Origin of the sequence: Paenibacillus sp. BJ-4, from assembly GCF_020404765.1 — a bacterium.
In the GTDB taxonomy this organism is placed as follows: Bacteria; Bacillota; Bacilli; order Paenibacillales; family Paenibacillaceae; genus Paenibacillus.
In genome coordinates, this window is sequence record NZ_JAIVEM010000188.1 from 1 (window position 1) to 16,349 (window position 16,349).

General features: G+C 52.1%; 12 protein-coding genes. 11 read left to right on the plus strand and 1 reads right to left on the minus strand.

The annotated features are described in order from the left end of the window. Positions 1-397: 397 nt before the first annotated feature. A complete protein-coding gene (locus tag LCF57_RS26430; RefSeq protein ID WP_226003320.1) occupies positions 398-1,438 on the minus strand; it encodes a LacI family DNA-binding transcriptional regulator in 1,041 nt (346 codons plus the stop codon). A gap of 529 nt (positions 1,439-1,967) precedes the next feature. On the opposite strand from LCF57_RS26430, the gene nifB reads away from it, so the two are divergent. From nifB to LCF57_RS26485, 11 genes are all read left to right on the plus strand, one after another. Continuing rightward, positions 1,968-3,467, plus strand: a complete 1,500-nt coding sequence (gene nifB / locus LCF57_RS26435; RefSeq protein ID WP_226003321.1) for a nitrogenase cofactor biosynthesis protein NifB — start codon at positions 1,968-1,970, stop codon at positions 3,465-3,467. 6 nt (positions 3,468-3,473) lie between these two features. Continuing rightward, on the plus strand, positions 3,474-4,340 hold the full coding sequence (gene nifH, locus LCF57_RS26440) for a nitrogenase iron protein (protein WP_226003322.1): 867 nt from the start codon (positions 3,474-3,476) through the stop codon (positions 4,338-4,340). Positions 4,341-4,426: 86 nt separating this feature from the next. After that, positions 4,427-5,875, plus strand: a complete 1,449-nt coding sequence (gene nifD, locus LCF57_RS26445; RefSeq protein ID WP_226003323.1) for a nitrogenase molybdenum-iron protein alpha chain — start codon at positions 4,427-4,429, stop codon at positions 5,873-5,875. Continuing rightward, on the plus strand, positions 5,872-7,401 hold the full coding sequence (nifK, locus tag LCF57_RS26450) for a nitrogenase molybdenum-iron protein subunit beta (RefSeq protein WP_226003324.1): 1,530 nt from the start codon (positions 5,872-5,874) through the stop codon (positions 7,399-7,401). The genes nifD and nifK overlap by 4 nt, the downstream gene beginning before the upstream one ends. Positions 7,402-7,478: 77 nt before the next feature. Continuing rightward, positions 7,479-8,840: a nitrogenase iron-molybdenum cofactor biosynthesis protein NifE gene (gene nifE / locus LCF57_RS26455; RefSeq protein ID WP_226003325.1), complete on the plus strand. Its 1,362-nt coding sequence runs from the start codon at positions 7,479-7,481 to the stop codon at positions 8,838-8,840. Then, positions 8,830-10,137 (plus strand): nitrogenase iron-molybdenum cofactor biosynthesis protein NifN, encoded by a 1,308-nt coding sequence (gene nifN / locus LCF57_RS26460; protein WP_226003326.1) that lies wholly within the window; start codon positions 8,830-8,832, stop codon positions 10,135-10,137. The genes nifE and nifN overlap by 11 nt, the downstream gene beginning before the upstream one ends. Further along, positions 10,134-10,523 carry a NifB/NifX family molybdenum-iron cluster-binding protein gene (locus LCF57_RS26465; RefSeq protein WP_226003327.1) on the plus strand — a complete coding sequence of 130 codons (390 nt, stop codon included), beginning with the start codon at positions 10,134-10,136 and terminating at the stop codon, positions 10,521-10,523. Before nifN ends, LCF57_RS26465 begins: the two co-directional genes overlap by 4 nt. Before the next feature lie 93 nt (positions 10,524-10,616). Then, positions 10,617-11,381, plus strand: coding sequence for a HesA/MoeB/ThiF family protein (locus LCF57_RS26470; protein ID WP_226003328.1), 765 nt, complete (start codon positions 10,617-10,619; stop codon positions 11,379-11,381). Then, complete coding sequence (locus LCF57_RS26475) at positions 11,359-12,495, plus strand: homocysteine methyltransferase (protein WP_226003329.1); 1,137 nt, start codon at positions 11,359-11,361, stop codon at positions 12,493-12,495. The genes LCF57_RS26470 and LCF57_RS26475 overlap by 23 nt, the downstream gene beginning before the upstream one ends. 289 nt (positions 12,496-12,784) lie before the next feature. After that, positions 12,785-14,521 (plus strand): ABC transporter ATP-binding protein, encoded by a 1,737-nt coding sequence (locus LCF57_RS26480; RefSeq protein WP_226003421.1) that lies wholly within the window; start codon positions 12,785-12,787, stop codon positions 14,519-14,521. Further along, positions 14,502-16,331 carry an ABC transporter ATP-binding protein gene (locus tag LCF57_RS26485; protein ID WP_226003330.1) on the plus strand — a complete coding sequence of 610 codons (1,830 nt, stop codon included), beginning with the start codon at positions 14,502-14,504 and terminating at the stop codon, positions 16,329-16,331. Before LCF57_RS26480 ends, LCF57_RS26485 begins: the two co-directional genes overlap by 20 nt. The last annotated feature ends 18 nt before the right edge of the window (positions 16,332-16,349 follow it).

A 16,349-nucleotide genomic window follows, 5' to 3' on the forward strand; every position in this document is an offset into this window, starting at 1 on the left:
ATTTCTGTCCTTTTTTAGCCATACAAATATCCCCTTCAAGTTCACTCAATCCTCATGATACCATGCGGACTTTTTTGAGTGTCTACTTGAAGGGGATAATACCACTACTTACTTAGGGGCTTGCCTTTTTGCATTTTTAGAGTCTTTCAAGCGGCTCGTACCATCCACCAGAGATAGATGTTTAATAGCTTTAGAAAAGCACTGAAAATGGGGAATCTGCTGAAAGCAGCGAGAGAGGACGGAACGATTGCGAAAAAGCGTCAGCGGTCGCCTTTGTATCCGGATTTTTACCACTAAGCCACTAAATAAAATCTGGATACAACAGCGATTGGAGCAACGTTCCGTTCGCGGAGCGTCGTCAGAACACCTTTTTTACTCCTACTCCTGCTCTTATGCACTATTGTAATATCGGAGTGGACTCTCTATATATCGGCTCTGTTTTGATATGTGTGATTTGATAAGGTCTGGAAGGATCTTTGACCCGCGCCAGTAGCATCTCAGCTGCCGTAATACCCATCTCGTTGTTGTAAATATGGACGGTAGATAGATGAGGCTCCACAATCCGGGATTCAGGAGCATTATCAAATCCAAACACGGCAATATCCGCAGGAATTTTCATGTTTTTATTTTTGAGCGCTTTCATGACACTGACGGCAATAAAATCATTGGCGCACACAAACGCAGACGGCAACTCGTTCATCCCCTCCAACTGTTTATCCATCCAATCCGACTCGGAGAAAAAATTTCGGTCGTGGTCGATGATACAACAGGATAAATCCACAGTAAGACCGGCTTCAATTAAAGCTCTGTTATATCCAACCCACCGCTCGTTGAAGCTTTTGCAATGCTTATAATCCCCAACAAAACCGATCCGCGTAAATCCGCCCTGAATCAGGCTTTTGGTAACAGAATAAACGCTATGCTCATTTTCCATCAACAATAAATCCGCTTTCAAATCAGGATAAAAAATGTCCACCGAGCAATCGATAAAGATCGTGGGCAGTCCCAAACTCGTAACGAGTTCACTATATTGTGGATCAAACATTTCAATACAAATGATTCCATCGGCCTTGGAGGCTTCAAAATTATTAGGAAGTGCTCCTGCATATAATTCATTTTCCCGCACAATATGAATCGACAGGTTATACCCTTCCGCGCTGATTCTTTTCTCCAGACCACTGATGAGCAAGGAGCCAAAATGCGAGCTGTTCGGCAGATTGCATGTGAACAGGGCGATGTTACCTTGTTTTTTCGGAATGATGCTCTCTGTTTCCACATAGGCAAATTGCTTATATTTGAGTTCTATCGCTTTTTTTATGACTTTGTTCCGAGTCTCAATCGGGACGCTGTCACTTCCATTAATTGCTTTGGAAGCAGTGTTTCGGGAGATTCCCAAAGCATCGGCGATATCTTGAATAGTAACTTTTTCTTTCCTCATGGACAGGTTCCACCTTCGCTTATATATGATTGTCGGTGAGGTACGGTCGCCTTTCCGAATTCTCGTATAGACCTAAAAATGTATCCTAAATGTATAATAGTTCGCATGAAATAGCAATGTTCGTGTTACAAATGATCAATTAATTTTTACGTTTGTAAAGTAAATTAGTAACTTCGTTTAACTCTATTGCTTTGAAAGAGGGGAGTGCAGACGGCCGATTCGAGGATTGGCAGGTGCTTGCCAAGGTTCCGAGGTTCGTTTTGCCGGAAATGTTTCATCCTCCGTCTGTGCGGACTCTCTTTTTTATGTCCTGATGTCATTGAGAAAATGAAATGTAACCGCACACATGTTAACAATGCGATATATTACCTGACGTAAAAATTGACACATATGTGAAATGAGGACAAATGTCAGAGATTTCATGGAGAAGCGAATTGACTGGATTTGCCTCTGTCTCTAAGATGTAATTATATTCCAGACCAAATTAGAGATTTGTGTAAGGGAATATAACGTGGAGAGGAGGGAATGAATGGACTCTTTAGCTGATCTCTCGGAAACCCCCTTAGCATTAGAAACTCTCAGACGACATCCCTGTTATAACGAAGAGGCACATCGCTATTTTGCGCGCATTCATCTTCCGGTAGCTCCGGCATGCAATATTCAGTGCCATTATTGCAACCGCAAATTCGATTGCGTCAATGAAAGCCGTCCCGGCGTGGTCAGTGAACTGCTCACGCCGGAGCAGGCGGCACGCAAGACCTATGGCGTAGCGGCTCAGCTCATGCAGCTGTCCGTTGTCGGCATAGCGGGACCTGGAGATCCGCTGGCCAATGCAGACGCAACCTTCGATACCTTCCGCCGGGTCCGTGAGACAGTTAAGGATGTCATATTCTGTCTCAGTACGAATGGACTTACCTTGATCAAGCATGTCGACAGGATTGTAGAGTTGGGTATTTCGCATGTCACGATCACGATCAATGCTGTAGATCCAGTCGTGGGAAGCCGCATTTATGGATGGGTCCACGATGAAGGAAAACGTTATACCGGAGAGGAGGGCGCGCGGCTGTTGATTGACCGCCAGCTTGCAGGCTTGAAGATGCTGGCTTCAAGAGGCGTATTGTGCAAGGTGAACTCGGTACTGATTCCCGAAGTCAACGATGCCCATCTGCCGGAGGTAGCCAGGGTGGTCAAGGAGCATGGCGCAGTGATTCACAACATTATGCCGCTCATCATCGCTCCCGGCAGCCGGTATGAGCAGGAAGGGATGCAGGCCCCTCGTCCCCGTCTGGTGCGGCAGCTGCAGGAGCAATGTGCTGACGCGGGAGCCGTTATTATGCGCCATTGCCGTCAGTGCAGGGCGGATGCAATCGGCCTGCTGGGCGAGGATCGCAATCAGGATTTTACATGGGAGAACATAGCGGCCGCTCCTCCCATGGATGAAGGGGCAAGGGCACAATTTCAGAAAGAACTGGATGAGAAGGTGAGAGTAAGGATGGAACGCAAGGAGGGACAATCGCACCCCAAACAATCGTCAACCGCGGCTGGCTGTAGCTGTCCGTTATCGGGAGGTGAGCCTGAATCAAGCTTTACCTCAAAACCGGTCCTGATCGCTGTGGCCAGTCGTGGCGGAGGAAAGGTGAATCAGCATTTCGGCCGTGCCAAGGAGTTCATGATCTATGAAAGCGACGGGACGATTGTCAATTTCGTAGGCATCCGCAAGGTGCAATCCTACTGTCACGGGAAAGCCGATTGCAATGGGGATAAGGCCGAGACGATGAAGGAGATCCTTTCCATGGTGCATGACTGTGCATTGCTGCTGTCGGCCGGCATAGGTGAGGCCCCCAAAGAGGCATTGCAGGAAGCTGGCGTGCTGCCTATTGTATGCGGCGGGGATATTGAGGAATCCGTTCTGGAATATGTAAAATTTCTGCGTTATATGTATCCTGTGCAGAGCAGTGAGGGAAGTAAGCGCAATAAGAGAGCTAAGGGCATTCATTCAGATTCACCCATTGAACATTTTGGAGGCTGAGAAGATATGAGACAAATAGCGTTTTACGGTAAGGGCGGTATTGGCAAATCGACGACCTCGCAGAATACATTGGCTCAGCTCGCGACCAAATTCAAACAAAAAATTATGATCGTAGGCTGTGATCCCAAGGCAGACTCCACCCGTCTAATTCTGAATACGAAGGCCCAGCAGACAGTACTGCATCTGGCGGCTGAAAGGGGTACGGTGGAGGATTTGGAGCTGGAGGATGTTGTCCAGAAGGGCTTCGGTGACATCCTGAATGTGGAATGCGGCGGGCCAGAGCCCGGTGTCGGCTGTGCAGGGCGCGGAATTATCACAGCCATTAATTTTTTGGAGGAAGAGGGAGCCTACGAAGGGCTGGATTTTGTGTCCTACGATGTACTGGGGGACGTAGTGTGCGGAGGCTTCGCTATGCCGATCCGGGAGAAGAAGGCTCAGGAAATCTATATTGTATGCTCAGGTGAAATGATGGCCATGTACGCTGCCAACAATATTGCGCGCGGGATCTTAAAGTACGCCAACAGCGGCGGGGTGCGTTTGGGCGGCTTAATCTGCAACAGTCGGAATACGGACCGGGAAGCAGATTTGATTACAGAGCTTGCAAGAAGACTGAATACGCAGATGATCCACTTTTTGCCGCGTGATAATGTTGTGCAGCATGCTGAGCTGCGCCGTATGACCGTTACTCAATACAGCCCGGACCATAAGCAGGCTGCGGAGTATGAAGAGCTGGCAGGTAAAATTTTGAATAACGATATGCTAACGGTTCCCACTCCCATTTCCATGGAAGAGCTGGAGGAGCTGTTGATGGAATTCGGCATTATTGAGGATGAAGAGACCGCAATTAAAAAAGCTGAGGCGTCAGGGCAGTAGACCGCAGCCAGAAGGCTTAATGACGGAAACATCGGATGATGGTGGGGAGCTGAACGCGCAGCTTGCAGGAGGGAGGAATAGGCCAAATGAGCAGTATTGTGGATAAGGGAAAGCAGATCGTAGAGGAGATACTGGAGGTATATCCCCAGAAGTCAAAGAAGGACCGGACCAAGCATTTTGAGATCGCGGATGAGGAGCTTGTGAACTGCGGAACCTGTTCCATCAAGTCCAACATGAAATCACGACCCGGCGTCATGACGGCGAGGGGCTGCGCTTATGCAGGGTCCAAGGGTGTGGTATGGGGCCCGATTAAAGACATGGTGCACATTAGCCATGGTCCCATCGGCTGCGGACAATACAGCTGGGGTACCCGACGCAATTATGCGAATGGGGTATTGGGAATCAATAATTTTACCGCTATGCAGATTACAAGCAATTTTCAGGAAAAGGATATCGTGTTTGGCGGAGATAAGAAACTGGAGGTGATCTGCAGGGAAATTAAGGAGATGTTCCCGCTGGCTAAGGGCATCTCCGTACAATCTGAATGTCCGGTTGGACTGATTGGTGATGATATCGGGGCTGTGGCCAAGAAGATGACAGAGGAGCTGGGCATTCCAGTCATTCCTGTACGCTGTGAGGGCTTTCGCGGGGTGAGTCAGTCTCTGGGCCATCACATTGCCAATGATGCTATCCGCGATTTTCTGATGGGTCGCCGCGAGCTGAAGGAGTGCGGGCCTTATGATGTCTCCATTATCGGGGACTATAATATTGGCGGAGATGCCTGGGCCTCACGCATTTTGCTGGAGGAAATGGGACTGCGGGTCATAGCGCAGTGGTCGGGTGACGGCACGATCAATGAGCTGGGCATTGCCCATAAATCCAAGCTCAACCTGATCCATTGTCATCGTTCAATGAATTATATGTGTACAACGATGGAGCAGGAATACGGAATTCCCTGGATGGAATATAACTTCTTTGGCCCGACCAAGACGGTGGAGAGCCTAAGGGCGATTGCCGCCCGCTTTGACGAAACGATTCAGGAGAAATGTGAGCAGGTCATCGCCCAATATATGCCGCAGATGGAGGAGGTCATCCGTAAATATCGCCCCCGGCTGGAAGGTAAAAAGGTGATGCTTCTGATTGGCGGGCTGCGGGCAAGGCATACCATCGGTGCCTATGAGGATCTGGGTATGGAAATTGTGGCTACTGGCTATGAATTTGCCCATAAGGATGATTACGAAAAAACGTTTCCCGATGTAAAGGAAGGCACGATTTTGTACGATGATCCAACGGCCTATGAACTGGAGGAATTGGCCCAGCGACTGAATATTGACTTGATGGGCGCCGGAGTCAAGGAGAAATATGTGTATCACAAAATGGGCATTCCCTTCCGCCAAATGCACTCCTGGGATTACAGCGGGCCTTATCATGGCTTTGACGGCTTCAAGATTTTTGCACGTGATATGGATATGACCATTAACAGTCCAGTATGGAGCCTGCTGCCGTCCCGGCAAATTGCGGAGGTGTCGATATGAGCGAGCGTCTGAATATTGTCGATCACAATCAGCTGTTTCGGCAGGATAAATATGTGCGCCAGCGTGAGGGAAAACGAGCCTTCGAGGCCCCTTGCTCGCCGGAGGAGGTTACCGCCACCCTGGAGTACACCAAGACGACGGAATACAAGGACAAGAATTTCGCCCGTACAGCCGTAGTCGTGAACCCGGCCAAGGCTTGTCAGCCGCTGGGAGCGATCATGGCTGCGCTGGGCTTCGAAAAAACGCTCCCGTTCATTCATGGCTCACAGGGCTGCACGGCCTATTTCCGCAGCCATCTTGCCCGCCACTTTAAAGAGCCAGTTCCTGCTGTATCCACCTCGATGACCGAGGATGCCGCCGTATTCGGCGGCATGCGCAACCTGATTGACGGTATGGAGAACTGCATCGCCTTGTATAAGCCGGAGATGATTGCCGTATGCACGACCTGTATGGCAGAGGTGATCGGGGATGATCTGTCCGCCTTCCTGGCCAATGCCCGTCAGGAGGGAGCCCTTCCCGAGGATATGCCTGTTCCTTTTGCCAATACCCCCAGCTTTTCCGGTTCACACATTACAGGCTATGATGCCATGCTGCGCTCTGTACTGGAGACGCTGTATAGCAAGTCAGGCCGGACGCCGCAGCCTGGTCATGAATTGAAGCTGAATGTACTGCTTGGGTTTGAGGGGTATACGGGCAATTTTGCAGAAATGCGGCGTATACTGGGATTGTTTGGCGTACCGTATACCATTCTGGGCGACCACAGCAGTAATTTTGATTCAGGCGCTGCTGGGGAGTACAGCTACTATTATGGGGGAACGCCGCTTGAGGATGTAACCAAAGCCGCAGACGCTGCCGGTACGTTGGCGATCCAGCAGCACTCTCTTCGTAAAACATTGGGTTATATAAAGCGAACCTGGGGGCAACAGGTGTCCTCCATCTCCACTCCGCTGGGCATCCGCGCTACAGATCGCTTGCTTGAAGAGATCAGCCGGCTGTCCGGAATCGAAATTCCCGAGGCATTGAAGCAGGAGCGCGCCCGAACTCTCGATGCCATGATGGATTCGCATGCTTATCTGCACGGCAAACGTGTGGCTATGGCGGGAGACCCGGATACGCTCATCGGCTTAATTGGCTTTTGTCTGGAGCTGGGCATGGAGCCGGTGCACATTGTCTGTTCCAATGGGGACCGGAAATTTGAGAAGGAAGCAGAGCGTCTGCTGAAGTCCAGTCCCTACGGTGCAGAAGCAAAGGTGCATTGCGGTCAGGATTTGTGGCATATGCGTTCGCTGCTGTTCGAGGACCCGGTGGACCTGGCTATTGGCAGCTCTCATTTGAAGTTTGCGGCCAAAGAGGCGAACATTCCTCTGCTGCGTGTGGGCTTCCCGATCTTCGACAGACATCATATGCATCGTTATCCGATTATCGGCTATCAGGGGGCGTTGAATCTGCTTACCCAATTCGTAAATACCGTACTGGATGTCATGGAGGAGCAGGCTCCGGATCACAGCTTTGATCTGGTACGCTAATCGGTGTAGCGCGTAGATGGAAGTTGGTTGCTGGACTTGTGACAATGGATTCTATCTGAAATAAGGGGGTTGTGCTGATGGAGGCGGCTGTGTCTAACGGAAGGCTGGAGGTATCCTGCGGCAACAAAATTCCCAAAAGCACGCCCTGTCCCCGGCCTGTGCCGGGGGAGGCTTCGGGTGGCTGCTCCTTTGACGGGGCCCAGATTACACTGATCCCCATTGCAGATGCGGCTCATTTGGTGCATGGACCGATTGCGTGTCTCGGCAACAGCTGGGAGAGCAGAGGCAGCTTGTCCAGCGGTCCGGAGCTGTCGGCGTATGGCTTCACTACGGATCTTGGAGAACAGGACATCATTTTTGGTGGTGAACAGAAGCTGCATGAATCGATTCGCTACATTGTCAGACGTTTTGCGCCTCCGGCAGTGTTCGTCTATACAACATGCGTCACAGCCCTCACCGGTGAAGATATCGAGGGGGTATGCAAGGCTGAATCGGAGCGGCTGGGAACGCCGATCATTCCGGTGAACAGCCCGGGATTTGTGGGCAGCAAGAATCTCGGGACCCGGCTGGCCGGAGATGTGCTGCTCCAGCATGTTATCGGCAGCACCGAGCCGGAACAGACGACCTCCCATGATGTCAATCTCATCGGGGAATACAATATAGCGGGCGAGATGTGGCATATCGAGCGGCTGATGCAGCAGACGGGAATGAGTATTCTGTCCCGAATTACCGGGGACGGCCGATTCCGTGAGGTGGGCTGGGCGCACCGCGCCAAGGTCAATATGGTCGTATGCAGCCGGGCTTTGCTGGGTCTGGCGGTGCAAATGGAGCGCAAATACGGCATTCCTTATTTTGAGGGTTCATTTTACGGAGCAAAGGAAACGAGTTATTCCTTGCGGCAGATGGCCTACCTGACCGGAGATCGTGAAGTGGAACGACGAGTGGATAAGCTGGCCGCACGGGAGGAAATGAGGCTCTCGCTGGAGCTAGAGCCCTACCGCAAGCAGCTGAAAGGTAAGCGGGCAGTGCTCTATACCGGAGGTGTGAAGAGCTGGTCTGTCATTACGGCTTTGCAGGAGCTGGGCATTAAGGTGGTTGGGGTAGGGACGAATAAGAGCACTGCCGAGGATGTATCCCGGATTGCTGCCCGTATCGGGGATGATGCGGAATACATCCCGGAAGGCGGCGCCCGGCAGATCCTCAAGACCGTACGGAGCCGCAAGGCCGACATGGTCATTGCCGGGGGACGGAACATGTATATGGCGATTAAGGAACAGATTCCTTTTGTGGACATCAATCAGGAGCGGCACAAGGCTTATGCGGGCTATGATGGGCTATTGTCCCTGGCGAAACAGCTTGTACATACGCTGCAGCATCCGGTATGGGAGCTGACCGCCAAATTGGCTCCATGGGAGGAGGAGACGGAATTTGCCGATTAAATCCGCCACGAAGCCTGTGAGTGTCAACCCGCTCAAGGTAGGACAGCCTTTGGGCGGCGTGCTGGCTCTGCAGGGGATATATCGCTCAATGCCTTTGCTGCACGGCGCTCAGGGCTGCTCGGCCTTCTCCAAGGCGCTGCTGACCCGCCATTTTCGAGAGCCGATCGCCGTTCAGACCTCGGCGCTGCAAGAGATGGACGTTATATTTGACGCAGACCGGAATCTGGAGGAGGCGCTGGATCATATCTGGTCCAAGCACCACCCGGATGTCATCGGCGTTATCAGCACGGCCCTTACCGAGGTGGCCGGCGTTGATTTTCAATCCAGAGTAAAGGCATTCAAGCGAGAACGGGCATTGAAGGACAGTCTGTTGTTTTCTGTATCTCTGCCTGATTTTCACGGTTCCCTGGAGACGGGCTACAGCAGTACAGTAGAAGCGCTAATGGATGCCGTACTCGGATTGGCCGGAGGAAAGTCTCCCAAAAAACAGCGCCGGACGCAGGTCAATCTGCTGCCGGCTTCTTATCTGACTGCCGGAGATGTCATGGAAATCAAGGATATTATCGCTTCCTTCGGCCTGGAGGTTATTTCGCTCCCTGATATCTCTACTTCCTTGTCCGGTCACCTGCTGACAGGCTTTTCCCCTTTGACAAGAGGGGGAACTCCGCTGGATTCAGCCTGCCAGATGCTGGAGTCTTCCTGCACTATTGCCATTGGCGCAAGCATGGAGCGTCCGGCACGCAGGCTGACTCATGCCGCAGGCATTCCCTATCACTTGTTCGATGGTCTGTCTGGCTTGGCTGCGAGCGATGCGTTCATACATTTCCTGCAGAAGATCAGTCGCGAGCCAGCCCCCGTCCGTTTCCGCTGGCAGCGTGAAAATCTGTTGGACAGCATGCTGGATGCCCATTTCTATTATTCCGGCGCTTCGGCTGTAGTGGCGCTTGAACCGGATCATATGCTGTCGACCGCAGCCTGGCTAGAGGAGATGGGAGTGGAACTGAAGCGGCTAGTTACAACCTGCAGCACGCCCGCTTTGCTGAAGACAGAACGGGAAATCTGGATCGGTGATCTGGATGATGCAGAGGAGAGCGCGCAGGGCGTGGATTTGTGGATCAGCAATTCGCATGGAAGAAAGGGAGCGGTACGGGCCGGCGCCTCATTCGTACCGGCAGGCTTGCCGGTGTATGACGAGCTGGGCGCCCATACATCCGTAAGCGTCGGATACCGTGGAACCATGGAGTGGGTGAACAAGGTGGGCAATGTATTGCTTGCCGAAAGGGGGAAGGGAGGATGAAGGTTGCATTTGCGACGGAAGACGGGGTGCTTGTGAATGCTCATTTTGGGCAGAGCCCCATGTTCACTGTTTTCGAAATTCGGCTCTCAGGCGTCCAGTTCCTGGAGCATCGGCAGTTAGCCCCTGGCAGCGATGAGAACGAAGCGGGCAAAATCGCCAGCCGAATTGGCTTGATCGAGGACTGTGCCCTGATCTTCCTGGTACAGATCGGCGCTTCGGCCGCTGCACAGGTTACCAAACGGACCATTATGCCTGTAAAGGTAGCCTACGGCAGCTCCATTGAGGAGCAGGTCCAGCGTCTCCAAAATATGCTGGCTCGCAATCCGCCCATGTGGCTTGCCAAAATCTTGCATGCTGAGGAGGGCAGCGGCAAGGTCGAATCATAAGCCTTCTGTAAGAAAGAGCGACGATATGTAGTGTCAAGATCATGCGGAACGAATATCTTTAAGGCGGGAGTCGCACATGGAGGGGGTGGACGAATGGTACGGCTGCTGGAAGACAGCAGATACGGACGCCAGTTGAAGCTGCTGGGAATGGAAGGTCAGAACAGACTAAAGCAGGCCACTGTCATGGTTGCAGGCATTGGAGGATTGGGAGGGACAGCGGCCATGTACCTGGCCGCTGCCGGAGTAGGAAAGCTGATATTGGCCCATGAGGGCGTAATTCATCTGCCCGATATGAATCGGCAGGTGCTGATGGACAGCGGACGAATCGGCGAGGAACGGATGGAGACAGCATTGCAGCATTTGCATCGTATCAATCCGGAGACCGAGCTTGTGGGCCACGCCCACAGAATCACGGAGAAATTCTCCGGGCCATGGGTAGAGGCGGCAGATCTCGTGATTGATGCGCGATATGACTTTCCCGAAAGATATACGCTGAACAGGCTGTGTGTTCGATATGACAGACCGATGATAGAAGCCGCCATGTACGGCTATGAAGTATCGTTGATGACCATTATTCCCGGCAGGACGGCATGCCTGGAATGTCTCTACCCGGAAGGAGGGCAGCCTTGGGAGCCTCTGGGATTCCCGGTCCTGGGAGCCACCTCCGGCTTGATTGGCTGCATGGCCGCACTGGAAGCAGTCAAATGGATTACAGATGCGGGCAATCTGTTTACTGACCGCATGCACCGTATGAATGTGCTGGATATGAGCAGCTGCAGCATAGCCGTCAAGCGCAATCCGCGTTGTCCGTGCTGCGGAACAGGAGGGGATACAGATGAGTCAATTGCACATTTGTGATACGACGCTTCGTGACGGAGAACAGGCTCCGGGCGTTGCCTTTTCGGCGAAGGAGAAAGCAGAAATTGCCATCATGCTGGATCTGGCGGGGGTGGAGCAGGCTGAGATCGGAATTCCGGCAATGGGGGAGGCAGAGTGCAGGTCTATTGCCAGGATTGCCGCTCTCGGACTTCAGATGAAGCTAATGACCTGGAACCGCGCAGTGTTCTCGGATATTGATGCAGCGCAATCGACGGGTGTCGACTGGGCCCATATTTCGGTTCCCGTATCGACGGTGCAGATGAAGGCCAAGCTGGGTATGACTCCTGTGCAGGTGACAGAGCTGATCCGCAAGTCTGTCGATTACGGTCTGTGTAAAGGATTGACTGTCTCCGTAGGCTTTGAGGATGCTTCAAGGGCAGATGATCTGTTCCTGGAGCAGCTGGCGAATCAGCTCTACAGGGATGGTATCCGGCGGTTCAGATATGCCGATACGCTGTCCGTTCACCATCCCGATGCCATAGCGGCCCGCATAGGCAGGCTTGTATCGCGTGTCCCGCAGGATGTGGAGCTCGAGATCCACTGCCATAACGATTATGGCCTAGCGCTTGCCAATACCCTGGCAGCTTTGCAGGCGGGAGCTGTCTGGGCCAGTACCACGGTGTCTGGCCTTGGGGAAAGGGCAGGCAATACGGCGCTGGAGGAGGTAGTGATGTCATGGAGGGACTTATATGAGGGAACCTGCAGCGTTCGCCCCGAGCTGCTGAACCCGCTGGCTGCACTGGTGTCCAAAGCCTCCAACCGAGTCATTCCCGAGGGCAAGCCAATTGTAGGAGATATGGTATTCGCTCATGAATCCGGCATACATATCAATGGTCTGTTGAAGGAGCGTTCCGCCTACCAGGCCCTTGATCCGACCGAGCTGGGTACTGACCATTCGTTCGTGCTCGGCAAGCATTCGGGCAGAAGTGCAGTTCAATATATGCTGGAGCAGGAGGGAATCAAGGCAGGCTCCGATGAAATCCAATTCCTGCTGGAGCGGCTTCGCCTGGTCGGTGAAGACCCGAAGCGGGTCATCTACAGCAAGGACTTAAAGCACTGGCTGGAGCATTATCCGGCAGAACTGTCGAACTAATCAAAAAGCGTTTCTGTCCGGTGAGTGTGCCGTGACTGGAACGCTTTCTTTCATATAACCTCCAACGCCAATGGAGGTTTATTCGTTCTGTTGTTTTTTACATATCATGTTATGGCTGCAAGCGAAGTCTCGAATTTGCTGGTTAAACGAAGTCGTTCAGAGGGGTATAATACAATATAGTGCTGTATAAAGTTCGTATAAATGGTTTTGCGGCAGGTTCGATTCATATGACGATTAGATGCTGATCTGGAAGGACGGCTGCCTGGCAATTGGAGGAATGCTTGTGAGGATGATGTTTTCTTTTCTAAAAAAATATCGGGTTCCAGCTATCGCAGCGCTCGTGATGATGCTGCTGGAACTGACGGTGGAGTTATCGCAGCCATATTTGATCTCCAAAATCATTGATGAGGGTATCCGGCAGCAGGATTTGTCCATTGTCTGGTTATGGGGCGGTGTGCTGGTAGGGAGTGCCGTTATCGCCTTTATGGCGGGCATTGCCAGCTCCTTTTTTGCTTCACATGCAAGTCAGGGCTTTGGCTATGATTTACGGGAAACGCTGTACCGCAAGGTCCAGTCCTTTTCCTATCCGGTGTTTAAGCGTTTTGCCACCTCATCGCTGATTACACGTTTGACGGGGGATGTTACGCAAGTACAGGATACGGTGTTTATGAGCCTGCGGTTTATGACACGGGTTCCGCTGGTGGTCATCGGCAGTATTGTGATGGCATTGGTCGTACATTTCAGGCTTGGTTTGCTGCTGGCGATTATGGCGCCGGTGCTATTTGTGTTTGTGTTAGTGATGATGCGGCGGACGATCACTTTGTTTAAAGGCGTTCAGCGTCGTCTGGATGATGTGAACGGGGTGATTCAGGAGAATCTGACCGGGATTCGGCTGATTCGGGTGTTTGTGCGGATGCGGCATGAAATCGAGCGTTTTGCCCATTATGGAAGCGAATTGATGAAAGGGACGGTATCTGCTCTACGCTGGACAGAAACGACGATGCCGTTCATTTTGTTTACGATGAACGTGGGAATTATCGCGGTGCTTTGGTTTGGAAGAGGACAAATTTCCACAGGGGATGCGAGTGTAGGACAGGTAGTCGCAGTCGTCAATTATTCCTTGCGGACGATTGGGGCTTTGTCTGCCTTGTCCGGCATCGTGGTCGTGTTTTCCCGGGCGACCGCATCTACGGGACGGATTCGAGAGGTACTGGAAACACATCATGAAGAATATGGAGCGGGTGCGTCTACTCCAACACATAATACGCCAATTGAGGGACAGGTGGAATTGGAACGGGTGAGCTTTCATTATCCGGGCAGCGATTTGGCCGTACTAAAGGATGTTACTTTTAAGGCTGGGCCAGGTGAGCGTATAGCTATTATGGGGGCGACGGGCTCGGGTAAGTCCTCGCTTGTGCAGCTGATTACACGTCTGTATGAAGAAGATGCCGGTCATGTGCGCTTTGACGGAAAGGATGCGCATGAGCTGGACGCTTCCATACTGCGTGAGGCCATTGGCTATGTACCGCAGGAGGTGCTGTTATTCACCGGGTCGATTCGCGACAATATTGCTTGGGGGCTGGAGAATGCCAGCCTGGAGCAGATTCAGGAGGCCGCCCGGATGGCGCAAATTCATGATACGATTGAACGCCTGCCGCAAGGCTATGATACCTTGCTCGGGCAGCGCGGCGTCAATCTGTCCGGCGGTCAGAAGCAGCGGCTATCCATTGCCCGTGCGCTGGTGCGCCGTCCGGCGATACTTATTCTGGACGACAGCACGAGTGCGCTGGATGTTCGAACCGAAGCAGCGCTGCTGAAAGCGCTGGATGGCCTGTCCTGCACGACATTTCTCATTACACAGAAGATCAGCTCGACCGCATCGGCGGATCAGATTTTACTGCTGGATGAGGGTCGTCTAATCGCGAGCGGAAGTCATGAGCATCTCATGAATAGCTCAGAACTGTATCGACGCATCTATGAATCGCAATACGGAAAGGAGGAGTCGCATGCTCAAGGAACTCATTGATCCGTTCCGTCAGCCGACACCATCGTCTGGTGTACTGCGTAATCCGGCAGGCGCCGAAGGACGCCGCAAGGCCAAGGCGAAGAACTGGTCCGGTACGCTAGGTCGGATATGGGCTTATCTGGCCCGCCGCAAGGCCAAGCTGATGCTGGTGCTGTTTATGGTCATGCTCAGCTCGGGGCTGGCTCTATTGGGTCCGTATTTGGTCGGCGTAGCGGTGGATGATTTTCTCGAAGGTCCGGGTGGACGCACGTGGATTTATTTTCTGATTGGATTAGCGACTGTATATCTGCTCAACTCGCTGACCTCCTGGCTGCAAAATATCTGGATGATTGAAATCGCCCAAGAGACTGTATACCGGATGCGTTTTGATCTGTTTTCGCATTTGCATCGGCTGCCGATTCCTTTTTACGGCAAACGTCAACAGGGAGAGATCATGAGCCGCCTGACCAATGATATCGAAAATGTCAGTTCTACGCTGAACAGCTCGGCTATTCAAATTTTTTCGAGCATATTGACGCTGGTCGGTACCCTTGCAGTCATGCTGTGGTTAAGTCCTTTGATGACACTGCTGACCTTTATCGTAGTGCCGCTAATGGCGTCCGGGATGCGTTGGATTACACGCCGGACCGGGCCTTTATATAAGGAACGCCAGAACAACCTGGGCGAACTGAATGGTTATATTGAAGAAACGCTGTCCGGGCAGCAGATTATTAAAGCATTTTCACAGGAAAAGAGAGTCATCCACGGTTTTGGTGAGCGGAGTAATCGCATTCGTCTGTCGGGCTTCTGGGCGCAAACCATCTCCGGCTTTATCCCCAAGCTGATGAACGGACTGAACAACCTCAGCTTTGCCATTGTAGCGGGGATCGGCGGGATTTTGGCGATTCACGGCTCCATTACCATAGGTACGATTATTGTATTCGTAGAGTATGCCCGCCAGTTCACCAGACCGCTAAACGATTTGGCTAACCAGTGGAACACACTGTTGTCTGCCATTGCCGGAGCTGAGCGTGTATTTGAAATATTGGATGAGGATGAAGAGTCCAAGGACGAGCAAGGTGCAATGGCTCTGAAGCATGTAGAAGGAGCCGTACGATTTACCGATGTTTCCTTCGGCTATGATGCAGGGAGCGATACGCTGGAGGGTATTTCCTTTGAAGCCAAGCCTGGCGAAATGATCGCGCTGGTCGGTCCAACCGGGGCTGGAAAAACAACGCTGATTCAGCTGATTTCCAGGTTCTACACTCCTGATAAGGGAACGATTACGTTGGACGGGCGCGACATTACGACCATACAGCGTGAAAGCTTGCGCTCCCATATGGCGTTTGTGTTGCAGGATTCCTTCCTATTTCAGGGAACAATCCGTGACAACATCCGCTTTGGCAGGCTGGATGCCACGGACGAGGAGGTTGAGGAGGCATCCAGGCTGGCGAATGCTCATTCCTTTATCATGCGGATGAAGGACGGGTACAACAAGGTATTGGAGGCCAACGGTAGCGGCATCAGCCAAGGACAAAAACAGCTGCTGGCTATCGCCCGCGCTATTTTGGCGAATCCTGCAATTCTTGTCCTCGACGAGGCAACCAGCAGCATTGATACCATTACCGAGATCAAAATACAAGAAGGACTGGAGCGGCTCATGCAGGGTCGAACAAGTTTCGTCATCGCGCATCGGCTGAATACCATTCGTCAGGCTGATCGGATTTTGGTCTTGAAGGATGGTCGTCTGGAGGAACAGGGCTCTCATGATGAGCTGCTGACCCATAAAGGCTTTTACAGCGACTTATATTATGGTCAGTTGAGAAAGTAAAGCTCTTAAGCTGGCTCT